Origin of the sequence: Xenorhabdus aichiensis (genome assembly GCF_028598775.1) — a bacterium.
GTDB classification, from domain to species: domain Bacteria; phylum Pseudomonadota; class Gammaproteobacteria; order Enterobacterales; family Enterobacteriaceae; genus Xenorhabdus; species Xenorhabdus bovienii.
On sequence record NZ_JAQRFO010000003.1, the window covers coordinates 159,591 to 179,516 of the forward strand.

The window sequence follows — 19,926 nt, forward strand, 5'->3', positions numbered from 1 at the left end:
ACGCTTACATCTCCAAAAAGTTTTTCAGCAGTTGTGCGCCTGCTGTGCCAGAGCGTTCAGGGTGAAACTGCACACCAAAGAAATTGTCTTTTGCAATGGCACTGCTGAAGGAATTGCCATACTCCGTCTGGGCAATGGTGTATTCACCAACAGGCAGCGCGTAACTATGGACAAAATAAAAACGGGCATTGTCTTCAATATGGCAAAACAGGGGATGCCCGGTCTGTGCTTTTACTTGATTCCAGCCCATGTGGGGTAATGGCAGGCCAGCGGTTGCCATTTTTTTGACGGGGGTATCAATTAATGCCAGCAAGGAGACGTTATCGTCTTTTTCACTATTGCTTTCTTCACTAATTGTCGCCAGAAGCTGCATACCGAGGCAAATACCCAGTACGGGTTGAGTGAGTGAACTAATCAGTGGGATCAGTTTCCGTTGCTGGAGTTGATCCATTGCGGCCATTGCTGTACCTACTCCCGGCAGAAACAGTTTATCGGCTGATCGCACAATATCCGCATCCAGACTGACGACGGGATCATAACCCAATCGACGGATGGCATAAGTAACAGAAGCAAGATTGGCACAGCCTGTATCCAAAATAACAACTTTCATCATAATATTCCCTTATAACACACCCTTAGAACTGGGCAGAACATCGCCTTCTACGCGAATGGCCTGCCGCAATGTCCGACCAAAGACTTTGAACAGGCTTTCTGCCCGATGGTGATCATTCTTACCTTTGGTTTTCAGGTGTAAGGTGCATCCCATCGTATAAGAGAGTGAACGGAAAAAGTGTTCGATCATCTCAGTACTTAAATCGCCAACACGCTGATGTTTAAACTCTGCTTTGTATTCGAGATGTGGCCGACCGGAAATATCCAGAGCACAGCGGGCGAGACATTCATCCATTGGTAATGTGAAGCCAAAACGAGCAATGCCGCGTTTATCGCCCAATGCCTGCTTCAGAGCTTCACCTAAAGCCAATCCAGTATCTTCAACGGTGTGGTGATCATCAATACAGAGATCGCCCTTAACCTGTATATTCATGCGGAAACCGCCGTGAGTGGCAATCTGATCCAGCATGTGATCAAAGAAACCCACGCCAGTATTGATTTCGCTTCTACCTTCGCGATCCAGCCAGATATCGATATTGATGCCAGTTTCTCTGGTTTTACGTTCAACGTTGGCATGACGATCTTTGCGGGTCAGTTGCTCACAAATCGCTGACCAACCAAGTGATTGAGCTTGATAGCGAATTCCTTTAATTCCCATGTTTTCAGCCAATTGTAAGTCGGTTTCCCGATCCCCGATAACGTAACTGTTTTTCGTATCTACCATGCCTTCTGTTAGATATTTTTCCACCAATCCGAGCTTGGGTTTGCGGCAGTTGCAATTATCTTCGAGTTTGTGCGGGCAGATCAGAACTTCTTCAAACTGAATGCCTTGCGAAGTGAAAACTTGCATCATCAGTGCGTGTGGTGGCTCAAAATCGGTCTGGGGGAAGCTATCAGTCCCCAATCCATCCTGATTGGTGATCATGACCAGTTTGTAACCCGCTTTCTGCAGGGATAACAGGGCAGGGATCACGCCAGCTTCAAAGGCCAATTTATCAAGGCGATCGACTTGGTAATCGGTCGGAGGTTCGGTGATCAACGTTCCATCGCGGTCAATAAAAAGCAGTTTCTGGCTCATGGATTTTCAGTTTCCTTTAGTGGTTGAGCTTGGCTACAAAGAGTAGAGATAGCGCTGACCAACTGTTCACATTCATTTCGGCTACCAATGGTGATGCGCAGGCAATTATCCAATCCCGCTTGTTTCCGCTGATCACGCAAGATGATCCCTTGCTCCCATAATGTCCTGAATACGATTTCCGCATCGGTAAATTTCACTAAAATATAGTTGGTTTCGCTCGGAAACACTGTTTCGACCCATGCCAGTTCATTCAATGCCTGCTGGAGATAAGTTCGGTTCTCAACCACTTCCTCTACACGATCTTTCATTATATTAATGCCTGCTTCTGTCAGCGCCTGCGCAGCGATATCCGCTACAGGCGTGGCAAGTGGATAAGGAGCAATCACTTTTAACATTAGCGCGATAATATCGGGTGAAGCCAGCGTAAATCCACAGCGTAGCCCTGCCAGTGCAAAAGCTTTCGAGAGGGTTCGCAAAATCACCAAGTGCGGGTAGTCTTGCAGCCAACGGGTGGTAGTATGTTGCGGACAGAATTCGATATAGGCTTCATCAATGGCAACAATGGCACGGTTACGGGCCAATTCAAGGATCTGGCGCAGCGCCGCAGGAGCAATTGGATTACCAGTGGGATTGTTGGGGCTGCAAATATAGAGTAGTTTGACGCGATCCAAATTATTCTCAATGGCTGGGATATCAGGTTGCCAGTCAACACGGGCGGGGATTTTTTTCTGTTCTACGCCAAAGGCTTCTGCACTGACGCTGTACATGCCGTAAGTGGGAGGGCAGAACAGCACGGCGTCTTTTCCCGGCTCGCAGAAAACGCGGATCAATAGTTCAATGGATTCGTCGGCGCCACGGCTGACAAGAACTTGATCCGGTTGCAGGCCAGCATAATCCGCATAGCGCTGGATTACGGAGGCGGGCTGGCATTCGGGGTAGCGGTTGAGCGTTTTTTCGCTGAACTGAAAATCAGGGGCGATGGGATATTCATTGGCATTTAACCAGATATTACCATTGCCACCCAGACGGCGGGCAGACATATAAGGAACTAACTGGCGGACATTTTCTCTTGCCAGTGAATTGACATCAAAAACAGTACTCATCATTGCTCCTTATCTTGGTTATTCAACATCTGAGTGATTCAGGGCAGCTATGCGTAATGTGACGGCATTTTTGTGCGCGGTGAGTTGTTCTGCCTGCGCCAGTGTTTCTATGGTTGGGGCGAGGCTTCTCAATCCTTGCGGTGTCAGTTGCTGAACCGTCATTCGTTTCAGGAAATCTGCCAGACCGAGGCTGGAATAGGTTGAAGTATAACCATAGGTCGGCAAGACGTGATTGGTGCCCGAAGCGTAGTCTCCTGCGGATTCTGGCGACCAGTCTCCGAGGAAAATCGAACCCGCGCTGGTGATTTGCTCTACAAGCTGCTCAGGCTGGCGAGTTTGGATGATCAAGTGTTCAGGGCCGTATTGATTGCTGATCGCTACACATTGGGCCAAATTGTCAGTGACGATGATCCGGCTGGATTGCAGGGCCTGAACCGCGATTTGTTGGCGTGGCAGGGCAATAAGCTGTGTTTCGATTTCACGGATCACTTGCTCGGCAAAAGTTTCGTCAGGTGTAACCAGCACGACTTGAGAATCAGGGCCATGTTCCGCTTGTGAAAGCAGATCTGCTGCCGTAAATGCGGGATTGGCTCCACTGTCTGCTATTACCAGCACTTCTGATGGACCTGCTGGCATATCTATGGCTGCACCGTCGAAGCGCTGGCTCACTTGCCGTTTAGCCTCTGTGACCCATGCATTACCCGGGCCAAAAATCTTGTCCACTTTAGGGACGGATTCTGTACCAAATGCCATTGCTGCAATGGCTTGTGCGCCGCCAACCTGAAATATTTCGTTAATCCCGCATAGCTGTGCGGCATAGAGAATTTCATCGGTAATGGGGGGTGGGGAGCACAGAATAACCTTACGGCACTCTGCGATGCCAGCGGGTATTCCCAGCATTAGTACAGTGGAAGGCAAAGGCGCAGAACCACCGGGAATATATAACCCCACTGAATCGATTGGGCGTGTGACTTGCTGGCAGTGAACACCCGGCAGGGTTTCAACCTCAATCACCGCAGGTTTTTGGGCTTCATGGAACAGGCGAATGTTATTCATGGCCTGCTGCATAGCCTGTTTGAGTTCTGGTGTCAGGCGGCTGGCGGCTGCGTTAATTTCACTTGTAGAAAGCGAGATAGCATCGATTGTTGTTTTGTCGAAGCGCTGACTGAATTCCCGCAATGCTTCATCGCCGTTGGTTTTGACTGTTTCCAGAATCTGTTTTACCGTGCGAGAAATATCTTCTGAAGCGGCGACAGCGGGGCGTGTCAGCAATGCTTTTTGCTGTTCTGGTGGGCACTCCTGCCAGCGGATAATGGTCTTAAAATGGGTGCTCATTAAGATTACTCCATCATTTTTTCAATCGGTAAAACCAAAATGGAACTGGCGCCCAGTAACTTAAGCTTTTCCATCGTTTCCCAGAACAGGGTTTCACTGCTGACCATATGCATGGCTACGCGGTTTTGTGCCCCCGCCAGTGGCAAAATGGTAGGACGTTCAGCCCCCGGAAGTAATGAGATAATCTCTTCCAGTTTGTCGTTTGGAGCATGTAGCATGATGTATTTGGATTCACGCGCCTGAATAACGCCTTGGATGCGGATCATCAGCTTGTCGATGAGTTGTTGTTTAGCCTCTGGCATCTCACCATCGCGTTGGATCATGCAGGCTTTTGAGCGATAGATGACTTCAACTTCCCGCAGGCCGTTGGCTTCCAGTGTGGCACCCGTTGAGACCAAATCACAGATAGCATCAGCTAATCCTGCACGGGGAGCGACTTCAACTGAACCGTTGAGAAGGCAGGATTTGAAACGGACGCTTTTTTTATCCAAATAACGTTTCAGTAAGTGTGGGTAAGACGTGGCGATACGGGAGTTTTGCAGGCATTCCACTCCGGTATAGTCGTAGTCAAAGGGAGCGGCAAGGGAAAGACGGCAATCACCAAAATCAAGGCGGCGCAATGTGTTATAACGGGGATCTTCCCCTTGCGCCCGACGGTTTAATAATTCTTCCTCAAGTACGTTTTCACCGATAATGCCTAAATCGACAACACCGTCCATAACAAGGCCTGGAATATCATCATCACGGACACGCAGGATGTCGATGGGCATATTTTCTGCAAATGCAATCAGGCGTTGTTGCTGCAAGTTGATTTTGATGCCACAGCGAGCCAGTAATGCCCGGGAGTCATCACTGAGGCGGCCGGATTTCTGCATGGCTATCCGTAAGCGTGTTTTATCTAGCATGTTATGTTTTACCCTATCTCAATATTCAATATATAAATCGTGTAAATTGGCAATAAAAAAACCCCCGGAAAATCTTCCGAGGGTTTTTTATCGTACTCATGCCACCGGAAGACTTGCTAAATGTCTTCCAGCACACAACAGCCTGAAAGACTAGTCAGGATGATGGTGGTGGTGATGGTTAAATTGAATACGGTTCATAATATGTGAGCTCTCTATCTACTTTTTTCAATATTTCAATATATGTTTGCGAACAAGGATTGGTTGCTTACCGTTTAACCTATATGATTTTGTGTATGAAAAGCAACTTTTTTTTCGAAGAAGCTGTTTGTATTGTTATAATTATTTGTTTTATAAAATAAAATTGGTGTTGTCGTTAAGGCAATATACAGATAGCCTGAAGAATCAAAATCATATCGGTCCTGGGGAGAGTTATGGTGAAAAAAGTTTCCATCATCGGATTGGGTTGGCTGGGAATGCCGTTAGCGCAAATTTTGCAAGGCTATGGTATGCAAGTGGTCGGTAGTAAAACAACAGCGGATGGTGTCGAAGCGGCACGCATGTGTGGTGTAGATTGCCATTTATTAAACCTGACTCCCCAGATAATCTGTGAAGCGGATGATCTTGAACAGCTCATGTCAGTGGATGTACTGGTGCTAACGCTACCGATTAGCGGTGTTGTGGGGGGTGGAGAAGGATATGTCAAAGCGGTGCAGTTAGTTGTCGATACTGCGCTTTCGCATTCGGTTCCCTATATTATTTTCACCAGCTCAACCTCAGTTTATGGCTCGTCTGTTGGTCATCTGAATGAAGATGCTCCGTTATTTCCTGAGACGCGATCTGCCAAAGCGTTAGTTGAATTGGAAAACTGGTTACATCGACTGCCACATACTTCTGTTGATATCGTGCGTTTGGCAGGTTTGGTCGGCAGTGGTCGCCATGCAGGGCGTTTTCTCGCAGGGCGGAAAGCGGTTGAGGGCGGGGAAAATGTGGTCAATTTAGTTCATCAGGATGATGTTATTTCTGCCATTAAGCTCCTTATTGAGCAGCAGAAAGGAGGGCATATCTATAATCTGTGTGCGCCAGAACATCCGAAAAGAGAGGAATTTTATTCGCAGGCCAGTCGTCAGCTCGATTTGGCTCCGCCAGAGTTTTTACAGTCAAAGGCTCAGGGAGCCGCGAGCAAAGTTGTTGACGGTAGCCGTATCTGTCGGGAACTGGGGTTTGAGTATCAATTCCCAGATCCCGGCAGAATGCCAATGAGCTGATGATCAGCTTATTTCAATCATAACGATTTTTTGAAACGCTGGTCTTTCAGTCAGTAATTGATACCAGCGTTCCAGGCTTGGCAGAGATGGACGCTCTACCTCGACGTTTAGCCACGGATAGACCAATGGAGCGAGGGCAATATCCGCCATGCCAAACTGATCACCGGAAAGGTATTTTTGCTTATCTAGTACGTCATCGACAATTTTCAGCAGCTTTTCTATTTCTTTTAGTGTCTGGGCAACCACTTTCGGGTCACGTTGATCTTCCGGTATTCTGACAATGTTGATCATAAGTTGTTTGATTGGCGGGAAGAGATTGCAGCCGACCCAATCCATCCATTGATCAATTCTGGCTCTTTCTTGAAGATTGGCAGGATAAAGACTATTTTCGCCGAATTTTGCTGCAATATAGCGCACAATCGCGTTTGATTCCCATAAAATAAAATCATCTTCCTGCAAACAGGGAATGACGGCATTGGGATTCATGAGCAGGTATTCTGGAGTATTAAGTTTGCCAAACTTACCACCAACATCAATTTGTTGATATGGCACATTTAATTCTTCCAGACACCAAAGGACTTTTTTTACGTTTGATGAGTTTTTACGGCCCCAGATTGTCAGCATTATTTTTTCCTTAATATCAGGTTATTCTGAGTCATCGATAATATGACAATAAATTCATTTGGGTAACAAGAAAATCTTTACGTTATTGGATTGGAGTCTTATCTCATAACATCCTATATTAATAGAGTTTTTATATTCTGGTTGTAGACAAAAAGGGCGGGCTATGATGAAAAAAAGACGGCAGGTACAGATAATCAAAGCTTTTACTGTTGGCTTGGGGGTTTTTTGGCTGACGGGTGTCAATGCATACGCAATGGATGAACCTGCAGCACCTGAAATTGATGCGAAAGCCTATATATTGATGGATTACGCCAGTGGAAGAATTTTGGCATCCCATAATCCCGATGAGCGGCTCGATCCAGCGAGTCTGACAAAGGTGATGACCAGCTATGTTGTTGGTCAGGCGATCAAGTCGGGAAAGATTTCCACAGAAGATCAGGTAACCGTAGGTAAAGATGCTTGGGCAACCGGCAATCCGGCGCTTAAAGGGTCATCTCTGATGTTCTTGAAACCGGGAGATCGGGTCAAAGTCATTGATTTGAACCGTGGCATTGTGATCCAATCTGGCAACGATGCCAGTATTGCCCTTGCGGATTATGTGGCAGGCAGCCAGGATGCTTTCGTTGATTTGATGAATAAATACTCAAAAACGCTGGGGCTGGAAAATACCCATTTCAAAACTGTTCACGGTTTGGATGCTGTGGGGCAATACAGCACCGCTCGTGATATGGCGCTCTTGAGTCAGGCTATGATCCGTGATGTACCAGAAGAATATGCGCTGAATAAAGAGAAAGAATTCACTTTCAATAATATCCGTCAACCTAACCGCAATCGCCTGTTGTGGAATCAGAATATGAATGTGGATGGTGTAAAGACCGGACACACCAGCGGAGCAGGATATAACCTTGTTGCTTCTGCATCGGAAGGGCCAATGCGTTTGATTTCAGTTGTACTGGGAGCGCCTAGTGATCGAATGCGTTTCTCTGATAGTGAAAAGATCCTGTCATGGGGATTCCGTTTTTATGAAATTAGTACTCCACTTAAAACCAGTGACACGCTGGTGACGGAAAGAGTATGGTTCGGTACGCGTTCAGAGGTGGCGTTAGGTGTAGAAAAAGATACGGCAGTGACGGTGCCGCGCGGTCAAGCGAATAATTTGAAAGCCAGTTTTACGCTGAACCAAACTTCACTTGAAGCGCCGTTGGCGAAGAATCAAGTTGTGGGTACTGTGAATTTTACTCTGAATGATAAAGTCATTGATCAACGTCCGTTGGTTGTTAAAGACGCTGTAGAAGAAAGTGGTTTCTTTGGGCGTATTTGGGATTTCATTGTGAAGACAGTCAGCGGCTGGTTTAACTCAATTTTCGGGTAGGGAGATAAACGACGTAGCCGGAAATATTGAAGATGTATAGGCTCCCGATAAATAGGAAAATGCCAGTCAATCGTGAAGTCGGCCGGCATTTTTTATAGGGATGCTGTTGCAGAAAGCAGCTCTTGAGCTTTGATTACATCACTGAGTAAACTGCCGCAGAAATAGCAATTAATCCTGTCACAACCACAAAGACATTGCTTGGTTTACCAGCATATTTGCGCATGGCTGGCACTTTGTGAATAGCATACATTGGCATGATGAACAAAATCATGGCAATGATTGGCCCGCCTAGGGATTGGATGATGTCTAGGATGCTCGGGTTAAGAGTAGCCACGATCCAGGCGCTGACTAACATAAAGAGGCTAGTGATACGATTCAGCGACTTACGCTGAATAGTTTTGCCTTGTGTGCTCAGAGCCTTGTTTACGATACCGTTGAAACCTTCGCGAGCACCCAGATAGTGACCGAGGAACGATTTGGTAATTGCAATGAAGGCAATGAGCGGAGCAATGTATTCAATAGTTGGTGCATTAAAATGGTTAGCCAGATAGGACAGGATAGTAATGTTCTGTGCTTTTGCTTCTGCCAGATTTGCCGGTGACAGACTCAGTACGCAACTGAAGACAAAGAACATGACGGTAATCACCATCATGATGTGAGCATAACCCAGAATGCGCGAACATTTTTTCTCCGCATTTTCACCGTACTCTTCGCGTTTTGCTACGGCAAATGCAGAGATGATTGGAGAATGGTTGAAAGAGAAAACCATGACAGGAATAGCCAGCCACAGAGTGAACAGCAAACCATGACCGCTTGTGGAAGACAGGGCATTTTCCAGTGACAGGGTATCGAAGATTGTGGTATTCCAGTGTGGGATCAAATACAGCGCTAGCAGCATCAGAACGGCGACGAATGGGAAGACCAGTACGCTCATTGCTTTGACGATAAAGTGCTCACCGAAGCGAATAATGCTCATCACACCAAGGATCAGTACCAGTGCCAGCAATGCGCGCGGTGGTGCGTTCATATGTAACTGGTGAGTAATAAAGCTGTCTACGGTGTTGGTCAGTGCAACACTATAAACCAGTAAGATAGGATAAATTGCAAAGAAGTAGAGGATCGTGATCAGGAAACCTGCGACTTTACCAAAATGCTCTTCTACCACGCCGGTGATATCTTCGCCATTCTTTTTGCCAGACAAGACAAAACGACACATTCCACGGTGAGCAAAAAATGTCATCGGAAGTGCAAGTAGTGTCATGATGATGAGTGGAATTAAACCACCAATACCGGCGTTTATGGGAAGAAACAGAACTCCAGCACCAATGGCAGTGCCATATAACCCCAACATCCATACAGTGTCTGATTTACGCCAGGTAGTATAATCGCTTTTGCCGGAAGCAGCAGAGGCTGCGATAGAACCTGATTGAGACGTGTCCATAAATATCTCCGAAATAACGCAGTAAAGTAAAATTTAAAAATTGCTAAACCCGCACATTAATAAAATGCACGAGTTGGATTCTATTTATATGAATAATAAGTTGTTAGATATTGTTCTGACGTCTATCTAAACGTTTTTGTTACTACATTAATAAACTGACCAAAATGTGGTCAGCTAAAGCAGAAGAGTTGAAATCCTGCTGTACTTTATTTTTGATATTGAAATCAAAAAAATTAGTCCTAGTCTTTTGATAGGGAAAATATAGTTATTTTCAGTGAAATGTACCGTGATCACTCTCGCAATTGCAAGGTTTATATCTAAAAATTAATATGTTATAAGGTTTTATGAAAGTGTTAATTAAATATTACATAAAATGAAAAAGAAAAGTCAAGGAAGTGAACCTGATTATTTTAATTTTAAATTTTTGTATTATATTCACAAAACCATACTGGCATTCATATATTAATGATATTAAATGTGTAAATATTTTTTAGTCTAAAATAGTATTATAAATATAAATTTTGATATTTTTAAATATAATAAAATTAACCCAGATTAATATTATCTTATTGAAATAAAAAGAAAATATTTAATCGTTGAGTTTATGGTGAATATTTGCTCTCTGTGTTTACATCTTTGCTTTTATTGATTATGTATTAATAAATTTTTTGATTTAAACAATCGTAGTGCAAAAAATTGTCAGTCAAATTTTGATTTATGAAGAAACAGTAATCATATTATCGCTATATATTGTTAAATATAATGAAGCATTTTATGCTGTCGATTAATTCCTCTGTATTTTGTAAATAAAATGTTAATAAATAGTTTAGGTAAAATAAAGCCTTAAACTAGCCGTGATAATGAGGCTGAAGGTAGATTTTACCTGAATTTAAGGCTTCAAAAATAAAGCTCAAATATTCAACAGTAGTTTATTTATAGCATAAATATTCAGCGGCATATTGCCGTTGGGTTAATTTTTCATCCATCCTTTCCGGATGAAAAATGCACAGCAGAATTGGTAAAGGCGAATGAGTTTACTGTGCCAATATTCACCATATAAGCACCAGAATATTTGCGAAAAAGCACAACCCATCAGGCTGACTAAAAATGCGCCAATCATATCTATTGGCCAATGAACTCCTACGTAGACTCTGGCCCATGCAATCGCGCAGGCGATGACCATCAGGCATAAACCTGACCGGATATGATGCCAGAAGATAAATGCTAACGCGAAGGTAAAGACTGCTGTACCGTGGTTACTGGGAAAAGAGACTGTAGGGGCATGATAGAGAAAATTGTAACCAAAACCTTCTACAAACGGCCGGGCGTGTGGAACAAATGTTCCGATGATATCTGAACCGGCTATTGCAAAGGCAAAGGCAATACAGGATTTACTGACAACAATACGTTGATGTGAGATGGCTTTTTCTTCTCCCCAAAGCCAGCAAACAGCTAATGTTATGGGGAAAATAAACACAAGATATTTTGCTACAAAGATCGCCAGTAAAATCATTGCTGGTGATGAATCCGGTGTTGCATTGATAAAAGTAAACACATTGTGGTTAAGTTGTTCTAGCAAAGTAAGCCTCACAAGCGTGATATTGACGCAAATATGATAAACGTGCTTTATCAAGTCATTGTTAAAAATAGTAATTTTATAATGCGATTCAGTAAAGGATTTTTGCTTTAATTCACCATGTTATTTAACGATTGTTGATGTTAAGTGAGTAAACAATATGCCGATGATAGCAAGAAAAGGTGATTTCGATGCCCTCTGTGCTGTGGATAACGCAATGACAAATAAAAAAACCCGATAGTCTTTAACCAAAGTGGGTAACTATCGGGCTCCTCAATATGGGGACATCAAAGAAAAGCAGTGGCATTAATTCAGACTGCGTGATGGGATGAAAGTTCTCATTGTTGAGAAAAAAATTACAGATTTTTTTCAATTCAGTGGATATGTGGATCTTAGTCAACATTATGAGCCTGCCACTATCCAGAAGAAAGCATCGACATTTCTGGCTGGATAGTGAATTTTATGGTTATTTGTACAGGTTCAGATGTTCTTTAGCGTAAGCTTCAAAATCAGTAAAGCCGCCGATATGTTTCTCATCAAGGAAAATCTGAGGAACGGTTTCAACGGGTTTCCCCACAGTTTTTGACAAGTCGTCTTTGGTGATGCCTTCAGCCCAGATATCAATATAGCGGTAATCAAAGTCGTCACGCTCTGCTTTCAATTTTTCAGCCAATTCTTTGGCGCGAACGCAATATGGGCAACTTGGGCGACCAAAAATGACAGTATACATACAAACTCCTTAGTGGTAATAATCGTGAACTTCATAGATTGTCATCTGAGGTTACTATGCCTGTAAGCGTCGGCAAAAAAAAGCAGGAATTGCCTTTTGTTCTAATTTGTCCTGCCGATAGAAGGGATTCAGGTATGATAGTCCCTCTATAAGAGGCGGAGAGTCTAATTTGTCAGGCTCAGAAGGTAGAGAATCATGAAGAAAATCTCAACAAAAGAGATGCGCTCGTTGTCAGATATGCCAAAGCTGGTTATTTTATTAGAAGTATTGGGAATCGGCTTGTTGGTTTTGGCGTATTTGTCGATAACTGATAGCATAATTCTATCACCTTTATTAATGACGACAGAAGCGCACATTGCTATGATCTTATTGGGTATAGGTTGCTTGATACCTGCAGCTATCCATATTATCTGGCGTGCAGTCTATAATCTTTCTTTTTTGGGTATTGATCATAAGAAAGTAAATAAAAATCATCAGACTGGTTCTGATGATGAAAAAACAAAATAGGTTAATTATTGATCGTGCTGCTATTGGCAAGGTGTTTCCTTCAGGTAGCATGTACAACTTTTTGGTCATATGAGGTTGATTCGATGGATTCTATGGTTGTTCCAAATTTGGCAACATTGCGTAACTGGCTTGAACGCCTCAAAATTTCTTATTTTGAGAATGATTCAAATTCGGTCTTGCATTTGCCTCATATGCAGAACATTGATGGCCTGTTTGATGCCAAGATTGATCTGTTGGGTGACGTAGTGCTGTTTTCTGCTCTGGCAGAAGTCAGGCCAACGGCGATAATTCCATTGGTTGCAAACTTGAGCCAGATTAATGCGAGTTCCCTCACTGCTAAAGCGTTCCTTGATATTCAGGACGAAAACTTACCGAAGTTGATAGTTTGTCAGGCATTTCCTATCGCCGCTGGTATGACTTTCCCGCAGTTTTCCCATTTCTTGCAGCAAAGTGAGGAACAGATTGCTAATGTGATTTTTGAAATTCACAGCAATAATTTCCTTTATATTAATAATGATATGGAAAGCGAGATGGAAGTAGAAGTAGAAGATGAGGAATCATTGGCTTCGACGGAAACATCGACATTTACCTTGCACTAATATTCTTTGATATGGTTTTTTACAATGCAATGTGCGCAGTATACCGCGGGGCATTGTCACTCCTGCCAGTGGCTCAATAAGTCCTATTCACAACAATTATCTGATAAACAACAACATTTACAGCAGCTTTTACGGGAGACGTCAGCAACGTACTGGCTGCCACCAGTCAGCAGCCTGATCAGTGGGTTTCGTAATAAGGCCAAGATGGTGGTAAGTGGCAGTGTTGAACGCCCACAGCTTGGAATGATTCACCGTGATGGCAGAACGGTGGATCTTTGTGATTGTCCTTTGTATCCACAATATTTTCAGCCAGTATTTGAAGTGATAAAAATATTTATCGCTAAATCTGGGTTGGTTCCGTATAACGTTGCACGTAAAAAAGGGGAATTAAAATATATTCTGCTGACAGAAAGCCGTGCGAGCGGTGAAATGATGCTGCGTTTTGTCCTGCGCTCAGAAACGAAGCTGGCTCAGTTGGAACAGGCCTTGCCGTGGTTACAGGAACAACTACCACAATTGGCGGTTATTTCTGCCAATATTCAACCGACTCATATGGCGATTTTGGAAGGTGAAAAAGAGATCATTTTTACTGAGCATAAAATGCTGAAGGAAACCTTCAATGGAATTCCGCTGTATATCCGTCCCCGTAGTTTTTTCCAGACAAACCCAGAAATTGCTTCGGCGCTTTATTCGACGGCTGGTCGTTGGGTCAGAGAGCTGAATATCAGCAGCATGTGGGATCTCTTTTGTGGCGCTGGAGGCTTTGGGCTGCACTGTGCAGACAAAGAAACCAAATTGACAGGGATTGAGATTAGTGCAGAAGCCATTGCCTGTGCTAAAAACTCGGCCAAAAGTCTTGGTCTTGAGCAGGTTGAATTTCAGGCATTGGATTCTACACATTTTGCCCTTGATAAAGCACAACTCCCTGAACTGGTGCTGGTGAATCCTCCTCGCAGGGGAATTGGTAAGGCGTTATGCGATTATCTCAGCCGGATGGCACCTAAATTTATTCTCTATTCAAGTTGTAATGCCGAAACAATGGCAAAAGATATTGCTGCGCTTGAGCAATATCGAATAGAAAAAGTGCAATTATTCGATATGTTCCCTCATACAGAACATTATGAAACGCTGGTGTTATTGATTTTTGATGGAAAGTAACAGGGGATTTAGTTGTATTTCTGTCAGCGATAACTATTAGTTATCGCTGACAGAAGCAAAAAGCAGATAAATGGTGTGCCATTGAGTGTTTAATAACGTTGCTCAAATGATAAGGCTCGACGCTCAATCATGCGCATCAGTAGTGTCAGAAGAGCATTTACGCAAAGATAAATGATCCCAGCAGCAACAAATACAGTCACATCATAACTACGCCCGAATTGAAGTTGGCTATATCCCATGATATCTAGCAGTGTGATCGTACTGGCCAGAGAGGTACTCTTGAAAATCAAGACGACTTCATTGGAATAGGAAGAAAGCGCTCGTTTGAAGGCATAAGGCAGCAGAATGCGCATGGAATGGGTTTTTGACATACCAAGAGCCTGACAGGATTGCCATTGCCCAGCAGGGATTGCCCTAACGGCACCATAAAAAAGTTGGGTTGAATAGGCTGCACTGTTCAAGGCCAGTGTCACCATGGCACATAGCCATGGCTCTGACATGAGCTGCCATAACCAAGGGTACTCTTTTATTGAGGGAAATTGTCCGGGCCCGTAGTAAATCAAGAAGAACTGAACCAGTAACGGCGTTCCGGTAAATAACGTGATATAGCCTTTTACCAATTGGGATAGTATCGGCAACTTCATCGTTAAAATGAAGGTCAGAACCACAGACAGTATAAATGCAGCCAGTAATGCGGTGACAGTCAAGCTTAGGCTAGTTTGCAGCCCAGGTAAGATATCCTTTATATACTCAAACATCGGAAGCACTCCGTTCAAAATGAGTGGCGCGCATTTCAAGCCGTTTGAGAATAAATTGGCTCACCAGGGTAATCACCAGATAGATCATGGCGGCAATCACATACCATGTGAATGGCTCCTGTGTGCGAGTCGCGATACTTTTCGTTTGCAACATCAGATCATTAACACTGATCAGTGAAACTAAAGCAGTATCTTTCAGTAGAACCAACCACTGATTGCCAAGCCCTGGCAATGCATGACGCCACATCTGCGGCATGGTCAGACGAAAAAATATACGGCTTTGGCTTAACCCAAGTGCTTGTCCGGCTTCCCGTTGCCCCATTGGGACGGCGTTCAATGCGCCTCGCAGTGTTTGTGATGCATATGCGGAGTAAAGCAGAGAAAGGGCGATAACACCACAAAGGAAAGGGCTGACATCAAAGTTGTCAATTTCCATCTGAATTCTGAATTGCCAAACAATGAGATTGACATCAAAGCCTTCTGACAGCGTTATGAGAAGTTGTGAACTTCCGAAATAGATGAAGAGGACAACCAGAATTTCAGGCAATCCCCTGATCAATGTGACCCAGCAAGAGCCTAAAAAAGCAAAGGGTTTCCAGTGGGCTGACTCCCAAGCGGCAAAAAGCATTGCCAGAATTAAGCCAATGACAAGAGAAGAAACAGCAAGGCCGACGGTAATCCCGGCGGCGTTAATTAAAGATTGAAATTCATTCATTAGGATTTTGTTATTGTTCAAACCATTTTTTATAGATGGAGTTATAAGTACCATCTTGTTTGACTTCAGCCAGTGCTTTGTTCAGTTTATCCAGCAAAGCTGTGTTACCTTTACGAACTGCAATTCCTAAACCAATGCCAAAGTAATTTTTGTCAGTAACTTTGTCGCCGACAGAGCCTAATTCTTTATTCTTCTTAAGCCATTCATTGGCGACGGCAGTATCACCGAATACAGCATCAATACGGCCATTTTTCAGATCAAGGATCGCATTCTGATAACTGTCATAAGGTACGGTTTTGATCTCTTTATGCTGTTCCATCAAATATTTCTGATGTGTCGTACCATTCTGTATTCCTACTTGCTTGCTTTTCAGATCGGCAGAATGAGTGAACTTCCCTTTGATGGCTATGAAAACGGCAGAGTTATCATAATAGGTATGAGTGAAATCAACTTGTTTACGGCGGTCGGGCGTAATATCAATGCCTGCCATCAATGCATCAAAACGGCGGAATTTCAGGCTGGGAATGAGGCTATCGAAAGCTTGATTGGTGAATGTGCACTCTGCGTTGATTTTCGCGCAAATAGCATTCGCCAAATCTACATCGAATCCTTGAATTTTATTGTTTGCATCAATAAATTCAAATGGGGGATAGGTTGCTTCAGTAGCAAAGCGCAGCGTTTCTTTTTCTGCTGCGGTTGCAGATGCAGATAAAGTCATTGCGGTTAATAAGGCAGCAAACAATAATTTCTTCATAGTCATATCCTGTAGTTCATGAGCATTATGGTTGGTAAATGTTACTGATGCTTGTTTTATGTTCTAACTGACTATTTGTATGACAGAGCTAGTGTGACAAATAATGAGCAAAGGCTTCCGTTTTGGGTTTTAAAAAATGACTTGCGTCACCTTTTTCAATGATGCGGCCTTTCTCCATATACACAATGTGAGTTGCTGCCTTACGCGCAAGTTCCACTTCGTGTGTCACGATAATTTGGGTAATACCAGTTCCTGCCAGTTCTTTGATGATATTGATGACTTGAGATGTAATTTCAGGATCAAGTGCAGCGGTTGGTTCATCAAACAGCAGAATCTGGGGTTCCATCATTAATGCCCGTGCAATAGCAACACGCTGTTGCTGTCCGCCAGACAGGTGCTGTGGGAAACGGTTGGAAAATTCATCCAGACGAAGACGGGCCAGCAGTTTTGCTGCTTTTTCCCGAGCCTGCTGTCTGGATAGACCTAATACGCGGCAGGGCGCTTCAATCAAGTTATCCATCACAGTTAGGTGTGGCCACAGGTTGTATTGTTGAAAAACCATGCCAACTTTTTGCCGCAGTGTTCGGATTTCCTTGGCGCCGGGCTGCTGTTTGAAATCAAACTGATGCGTTGCCACGCTTAGTTGCCCAGAACGAGGCATTTCCAGTAGATTAAGCACTCGCAGTAACGAGCTTTTGCCAGCACCACTTGGACCCAACAGCACCACAGTTTCTCCTGATGTACATTCAAAATTGATATCGAACAGGGCCTGATGCGTTCCATAGAAACAATTTATGTTTTTTAATTGAATGCTCATGCGACAAATATGAATAGTTAATAGGTTGATGGGATATTAATCCCATAAGAATAACTATGCAATAATATCTGCATAAAATTGTTATTATCATCAAATTAGTGACTTAACTAATCAAACTGTCAGCTTTTTTTAGATTATTTTCTGTTCTGTTTTTGGTTAAATGGATTGATTTTCATACCGAATAAGTTTTCTTTTTAGCCTTTTCATGCATCAGGCAGTGCCTAAGCCTATTGAGTGAAAAATGCAATAAATACGGGCGTCATCAAACTCAATATAAAGCCGTGAACAATGGCTGCTGGTACGATATTTATGCCACCACAGCGTTGTAATATTGGCAATGTGAAATCTATTGATGCAGCTCCAGTTAACCCCAAGGCTGTTGAACGATAACGATTGATGAGCATCGGGATGAGCAGAATCGATGCCAATTCACGGGCTAGATCATTAAAAAATGCAGTGCTGCCAATCACCGGCCCATAAGCGTCAGAGAGTAAAATACCGGAAAGGGAGTACCAGCCATACCCAGATGCGATGGCAAGACCGGTTTTGGTCGGTAGCCCCAATAAAAATGCGGCTATCATGCCGCCCAACAGGGAACTTATAGCAACGACCAGAGCGATAATGGTGCCACGGCGATTCAACAGCGTTTGTTTTAAGCTCATTCCGTTATTGCGCAGTTGAATACCAACCAGAAGTAGTAAAAGAATCAAGGCAATTTCACTGGCACGACTGGCAAAATGAAACAATGACCAGTCTGTCAGACCGAGTAAGAATCCTAATATCAATGCACCACATAACTTGATGGAATCAAAAGCTATATGTAATTGAGAAGGCGATTTTTCCTGTTTATTTACTTGAATAATCCACGGGTCCCGTTTATCCAACAGGAGAAGTGCCAGCAAGTTAGCCGCAAATATGCATAGAAAAAATGTCGTCGCATACAGCAGGATAGAGAGTAGATTATTACCCAGATTTTCCAGCATGGCGAGGCTGACGCCCATCAGGAAGAGAATGATATAAATCATGACATTAAGTAGGTAATGAACTGTGGCCAGAGCCGTTTTATTATTCAGACGAATAAGGTAGCCTAGAATTAATGGCATGAGAACAATTAACAACCCTGAGTACATAACCCATATCCTTATTCAAGAATAAACGTCTTTTTATCTGGCTCTATAACTTGAACCAGTCATAAAGACCAATAAAATCATGACAACAATATTTTTACACTAAAATAACAAATAGAATAAAGGGAAACATACTGAAATTCAACGCGTTTCTTACTGTCTAAGGCATTGGGCATCATAAAAAATTAAGCAAATCTGATGCGAAAAAAGGGAGTATATGTTCCTGGAACGTATAGAAATTTCCGGTTTTAGCGGTATTAATCGATTATCACGGGTTGGTCGCCATAGTACGACACGTTTTCGTTATTTACGTCCATTATGAATGGGGTCGGAGCAAGCCCTTAAACGTATTTATTTACGTGTCAGTTGAGAATTGCAGGAAAAAGCCAATTGAACTTAGCAAAAACCGCCGTAAACCCACGTTCAGCTTGATCCTATAGAGGTGCTGGTCAAAGAGTAACAGCTACGCTACGGTATTGCAGTAGAAAAGGTGGGTGCTAAATGAACTTGTATTAATAGCACGCCACAAGTAAGCCATTATTCATTTGTGGCGTGGGAATTACGAATTTATCTGGTCACTCTTTTTTTGATTTCGAGTCATCTTCCAGAGGAACAATAAGGCTGGCATGGTTGCCTTTGGGGCCTTGATGAATACTGAAGTTCACTTTTTGCCCAGCTTTCAGCGTCCTATAACCATCCATCTGAATGGTTGAATAGTGAGCGAATATGTCATCGCCTCCGCTGGCTGGACAAATAAATCCAAAGCCCTTTGCATTATTGAACCATTTCACAGTACCTGTTTCCATACTTCTTTATCCCTCATATCACGATTTCGGGTTTAGGAATCACTAAAAATTTCAGGATATGAGCAGACGCCCAGCCAGGGCGGTGCTCACAAAATATACTGTAGTGAAATTCATTACGCCGTCAAGCACAGAAATAACCTCAAGCTGTCTCAAATAGCGAAAGTTTGATATAGATAACGATATCCGATTTTTAGGTGGAATCTTTATCCAGAGATCAAAGAGGGGATAAGCAGAGTGCTTCATGAAGTGATAAAATATATAGCAGTAGAATGAATTAGTTCATACTAAAATCTAGCAGAAAGTTAATACCCAGCGGAAGAACAATGAGTGAGTTTTATAACAGTTTGAAAATTGAAGAATTAATTGAAGATAAAACAGAGCAAACGTTACAGCCACCATCAATGTATCAGGTGATTCTTAACAATGACGACTATACCCCTATGGAGTTTGTGGTTGACGTATTGCGAAAGTTCTTTTCTTATGATGTTGAACGAGCAACGCAACTCATGCTGGATATCCATTACCAAGGTAAGGCAATTTGCGGGATTTATACGGCAGAGGTGGCAGAAACTAAAGCTGCGCAAGTGAATATGTATGCTAAAGAGCACGAGCATCCGTTACTTTGCTCGCTGGAGAAGGTCTGA

At 43.3% G+C, this 19,926-nt stretch carries 23 protein-coding genes and 1 other annotated feature; of the genes, 7 read left to right on the forward strand and 16 right to left on the reverse strand.

What is annotated here, in order from left to right:
* Nucleotides 1-4: 4 nt before the first annotated feature.
* The 6 genes from hisH to hisL all read right to left on the reverse strand — a co-directional run bounded on the left by hisH (nt 5) and on the right by hisL (nt 5,231).
* Nucleotides 5-610 carry an imidazole glycerol phosphate synthase subunit HisH gene (hisH, locus tag PSI22_RS02880; RefSeq protein ID WP_273578541.1) on the reverse strand — a complete coding sequence of 202 codons (606 nt, stop codon included), beginning with the start codon at nt 608-610 and terminating at the stop codon, nt 5-7.
* Between the two features lie 12 nt (nt 611-622).
* Nucleotides 623-1,690: a bifunctional histidinol-phosphatase/imidazoleglycerol-phosphate dehydratase HisB gene (gene hisB / locus PSI22_RS02885; RefSeq protein WP_273578481.1), complete on the reverse strand. Its 1,068-nt coding sequence runs from the start codon at nt 1,688-1,690 to the stop codon at nt 623-625.
* Nucleotides 1,687-2,793 carry a histidinol-phosphate transaminase gene (gene hisC / locus PSI22_RS02890; protein ID WP_273578482.1) on the reverse strand — a complete coding sequence of 369 codons (1,107 nt, stop codon included), beginning with the start codon at nt 2,791-2,793 and terminating at the stop codon, nt 1,687-1,689. Before hisC ends, hisB begins: the two co-directional genes overlap by 4 nt.
* Nucleotides 2,794-2,811: 18 nt before the next feature.
* Nucleotides 2,812-4,128: a histidinol dehydrogenase gene (gene hisD / locus PSI22_RS02895; protein ID WP_273578483.1), complete on the reverse strand. Its 1,317-nt coding sequence runs from the start codon at nt 4,126-4,128 to the stop codon at nt 2,812-2,814.
* A gap of 5 nt (nt 4,129-4,133) precedes the next feature.
* Nucleotides 4,134-5,033, reverse strand: a complete 900-nt coding sequence (gene hisG / locus PSI22_RS02900) for an ATP phosphoribosyltransferase (RefSeq protein ID WP_273578484.1) — start codon at nt 5,031-5,033, stop codon at nt 4,134-4,136.
* Nucleotides 5,034-5,085: 52 nt separating this feature from the next.
* Nucleotides 5,086-5,208 (reverse strand) — a sequence feature (His leader region).
* Nucleotides 5,184-5,231 (reverse strand): his operon leader peptide, encoded by a 48-nt coding sequence (hisL, locus tag PSI22_RS02905; RefSeq protein WP_113967449.1) that lies wholly within the window; start codon nt 5,229-5,231, stop codon nt 5,184-5,186. (Overlaps the previous feature by 25 nt.)
* 236 nt (nt 5,232-5,467) lie before the next feature.
* Between hisL and PSI22_RS02910 the strand changes: the two genes are divergently transcribed.
* Nucleotides 5,468-6,298: an SDR family oxidoreductase gene (locus PSI22_RS02910; protein WP_273578542.1), complete on the forward strand. Its 831-nt coding sequence runs from the start codon at nt 5,468-5,470 to the stop codon at nt 6,296-6,298.
* A gap of 3 nt (nt 6,299-6,301) precedes the next feature.
* On the opposite strand, the gene PSI22_RS02915 is transcribed toward PSI22_RS02910, so the two are convergent.
* Nucleotides 6,302-6,922 (reverse strand): glutathione S-transferase family protein, encoded by a 621-nt coding sequence (locus tag PSI22_RS02915; RefSeq protein WP_273578485.1) that lies wholly within the window; start codon nt 6,920-6,922, stop codon nt 6,302-6,304.
* 163 nt (nt 6,923-7,085) lie between these two features.
* On the opposite strand from PSI22_RS02915, the gene PSI22_RS02920 reads away from it, so the two are divergent.
* On the forward strand, nt 7,086-8,294 hold the full coding sequence (locus PSI22_RS02920) for a serine hydrolase (RefSeq protein WP_273578486.1): 1,209 nt from the start codon (nt 7,086-7,088) through the stop codon (nt 8,292-8,294).
* A gap of 133 nt (nt 8,295-8,427) precedes the next feature.
* Here PSI22_RS02920 and PSI22_RS02925 read toward each other — a convergent pair whose 3' ends face one another.
* The 3 genes from PSI22_RS02925 to PSI22_RS02935 all read right to left on the reverse strand — a co-directional run bounded on the left by PSI22_RS02925 (nt 8,428) and on the right by PSI22_RS02935 (nt 12,041).
* A complete protein-coding gene (locus PSI22_RS02925) occupies nt 8,428-9,735 on the reverse strand; it encodes an HAAAP family serine/threonine permease (protein ID WP_273578487.1) in 1,308 nt (435 codons plus the stop codon).
* A gap of 970 nt (nt 9,736-10,705) precedes the next feature.
* Entirely contained in the window at nt 10,706-11,314 is a 609-nt protein-coding gene (gene ybjG / locus PSI22_RS02930) for an undecaprenyl-diphosphate phosphatase (RefSeq protein WP_273578488.1), read from the reverse strand.
* A 463-nt stretch (nt 11,315-11,777) separates the two neighbouring features.
* Complete coding sequence (locus PSI22_RS02935) at nt 11,778-12,041, reverse strand: GrxA family glutaredoxin (protein WP_012987472.1); 264 nt, start codon at nt 12,039-12,041, stop codon at nt 11,778-11,780.
* A gap of 195 nt (nt 12,042-12,236) precedes the next feature.
* Between PSI22_RS02935 and PSI22_RS02940 the strand changes: the two genes are divergently transcribed.
* The 3 genes from PSI22_RS02940 (at nt 12,237) to rlmC (ending at nt 14,305) form a co-directional block, all read left to right on the forward strand.
* A complete protein-coding gene (locus tag PSI22_RS02940; RefSeq protein WP_273578489.1) occupies nt 12,237-12,548 on the forward strand; it encodes a YbjC family protein in 312 nt (103 codons plus the stop codon).
* 83 nt (nt 12,549-12,631) lie between these two features.
* Nucleotides 12,632-13,147, forward strand: coding sequence for a type III secretion system chaperone family protein (locus PSI22_RS02945; protein WP_038201044.1), 516 nt, complete (start codon nt 12,632-12,634; stop codon nt 13,145-13,147).
* A 24-nt stretch (nt 13,148-13,171) separates the two neighbouring features.
* Nucleotides 13,172-14,305, forward strand: coding sequence for a 23S rRNA (uracil(747)-C(5))-methyltransferase RlmC (rlmC, locus tag PSI22_RS02950; protein ID WP_273578490.1), 1,134 nt, complete (start codon nt 13,172-13,174; stop codon nt 14,303-14,305).
* An 89-nt stretch (nt 14,306-14,394) separates the two neighbouring features.
* On the opposite strand, the gene artM is transcribed toward rlmC, so the two are convergent.
* From artM to PSI22_RS02975, 5 genes are all read right to left on the reverse strand, one after another.
* Nucleotides 14,395-15,063, reverse strand: coding sequence for an arginine ABC transporter permease ArtM (artM, locus tag PSI22_RS02955; RefSeq protein ID WP_038188065.1), 669 nt, complete (start codon nt 15,061-15,063; stop codon nt 14,395-14,397).
* Nucleotides 15,056-15,778 carry an arginine ABC transporter permease ArtQ gene (artQ, locus tag PSI22_RS02960; RefSeq protein WP_273578491.1) on the reverse strand — a complete coding sequence of 241 codons (723 nt, stop codon included), beginning with the start codon at nt 15,776-15,778 and terminating at the stop codon, nt 15,056-15,058. Before artQ ends, artM begins: the two co-directional genes overlap by 8 nt.
* A 10-nt stretch (nt 15,779-15,788) precedes the next feature.
* Complete coding sequence (artJ, locus tag PSI22_RS02965) at nt 15,789-16,532, reverse strand: arginine ABC transporter substrate-binding protein (RefSeq protein WP_038191777.1); 744 nt, start codon at nt 16,530-16,532, stop codon at nt 15,789-15,791.
* An 88-nt stretch (nt 16,533-16,620) separates the two neighbouring features.
* Nucleotides 16,621-17,349 (reverse strand): arginine ABC transporter ATP-binding protein ArtP, encoded by a 729-nt coding sequence (artP, locus tag PSI22_RS02970; protein WP_038201033.1) that lies wholly within the window; start codon nt 17,347-17,349, stop codon nt 16,621-16,623.
* A gap of 227 nt (nt 17,350-17,576) precedes the next feature.
* A complete protein-coding gene (locus PSI22_RS02975) occupies nt 17,577-18,479 on the reverse strand; it encodes a LysO family transporter (protein WP_273578492.1) in 903 nt (300 codons plus the stop codon).
* A gap of 214 nt (nt 18,480-18,693) precedes the next feature.
* Between PSI22_RS02975 and PSI22_RS21445 the strand changes: the two genes are divergently transcribed.
* On the forward strand, nt 18,694-18,798 hold the full coding sequence (locus PSI22_RS21445) for a DUF2813 domain-containing protein (RefSeq protein ID WP_370688986.1): 105 nt from the start codon (nt 18,694-18,696) through the stop codon (nt 18,796-18,798).
* A gap of 253 nt (nt 18,799-19,051) precedes the next feature.
* Here the strand turns inward: PSI22_RS21445 and cspD are convergent, their stop codons facing one another.
* Entirely contained in the window at nt 19,052-19,282 is a 231-nt protein-coding gene (gene cspD, locus PSI22_RS02980; RefSeq protein ID WP_012987463.1) for a cold shock-like protein CspD, read from the reverse strand.
* 323 nt (nt 19,283-19,605) lie between these two features.
* Here cspD and clpS point away from each other — a divergent pair, with 323 nt between their 5' ends.
* Nucleotides 19,606-19,926, forward strand: a complete 321-nt coding sequence (gene clpS / locus PSI22_RS02985) for an ATP-dependent Clp protease adapter ClpS (protein ID WP_273578493.1) — start codon at nt 19,606-19,608, stop codon at nt 19,924-19,926.

What these genes read in the sequence shown, in the direction of transcription:
- hisH (WP_273578541.1), bottom strand. Translation starts at nt 610, where the DNA reads ATGAAAGTTGTTATTTTGGATACAGGCTGTGCCAATCTTGCTTCTGTT.
- hisB (WP_273578481.1), bottom strand. Translation starts at nt 1,690, where the DNA reads ATGAGCCAGAAACTGCTTTTTATTGACCGCGATGGAACGTTGATCACC.
- hisC (WP_273578482.1), bottom strand. Translation starts at nt 2,793, where the DNA reads ATGAGTACTGTTTTTGATGTCAATTCACTGGCAAGAGAAAATGTCCGC.
- hisD (WP_273578483.1), bottom strand. Translation starts at nt 4,128, where the DNA reads ATGAGCACCCATTTTAAGACCATTATCCGCTGGCAGGAGTGCCCACCA.
- hisG (WP_273578484.1), bottom strand. Translation starts at nt 5,033, where the DNA reads ATGCTAGATAAAACACGCTTACGGATAGCCATGCAGAAATCCGGCCGC.
- PSI22_RS02915 (WP_273578485.1), bottom strand. Translation starts at nt 6,922, where the DNA reads ATGCTGACAATCTGGGGCCGTAAAAACTCATCAAACGTAAAAAAAGTC.
- PSI22_RS02920 (WP_273578486.1), top strand. Translation starts at nt 7,086, where the DNA reads ATGATGAAAAAAAGACGGCAGGTACAGATAATCAAAGCTTTTACTGTT.
- PSI22_RS02925 (WP_273578487.1), bottom strand. Translation starts at nt 9,735, where the DNA reads ATGGACACGTCTCAATCAGGTTCTATCGCAGCCTCTGCTGCTTCCGGC.
- PSI22_RS02935 (WP_012987472.1), bottom strand. Translation starts at nt 12,041, where the DNA reads ATGTATACTGTCATTTTTGGTCGCCCAAGTTGCCCATATTGCGTTCGC.
- PSI22_RS02940 (WP_273578489.1), top strand. Translation starts at nt 12,237, where the DNA reads ATGAAGAAAATCTCAACAAAAGAGATGCGCTCGTTGTCAGATATGCCA.
- PSI22_RS02945 (WP_038201044.1), top strand. Translation starts at nt 12,632, where the DNA reads ATGGATTCTATGGTTGTTCCAAATTTGGCAACATTGCGTAACTGGCTT.
- rlmC (WP_273578490.1), top strand. Translation starts at nt 13,172, where the DNA reads ATGCAATGTGCGCAGTATACCGCGGGGCATTGTCACTCCTGCCAGTGG.
- artM (WP_038188065.1), bottom strand. Translation starts at nt 15,063, where the DNA reads ATGTTTGAGTATATAAAGGATATCTTACCTGGGCTGCAAACTAGCCTA.
- artQ (WP_273578491.1), bottom strand. Translation starts at nt 15,778, where the DNA reads ATGAATGAATTTCAATCTTTAATTAACGCCGCCGGGATTACCGTCGGC.
- artJ (WP_038191777.1), bottom strand. Translation starts at nt 16,532, where the DNA reads ATGAAGAAATTATTGTTTGCTGCCTTATTAACCGCAATGACTTTATCT.
- artP (WP_038201033.1), bottom strand. Translation starts at nt 17,349, where the DNA reads ATGAGCATTCAATTAAAAAACATAAATTGTTTCTATGGAACGCATCAG.
- PSI22_RS02975 (WP_273578492.1), bottom strand. Translation starts at nt 18,479, where the DNA reads ATGTACTCAGGGTTGTTAATTGTTCTCATGCCATTAATTCTAGGCTAC.
- PSI22_RS21445 (WP_370688986.1), top strand. Translation starts at nt 18,694, where the DNA reads ATGTTCCTGGAACGTATAGAAATTTCCGGTTTTAGCGGTATTAATCGA.
- cspD (WP_012987463.1), bottom strand. Translation starts at nt 19,282, where the DNA reads ATGGAAACAGGTACTGTGAAATGGTTCAATAATGCAAAGGGCTTTGGA.
- clpS (WP_273578493.1), top strand. Translation starts at nt 19,606, where the DNA reads ATGAGTGAGTTTTATAACAGTTTGAAAATTGAAGAATTAATTGAAGAT.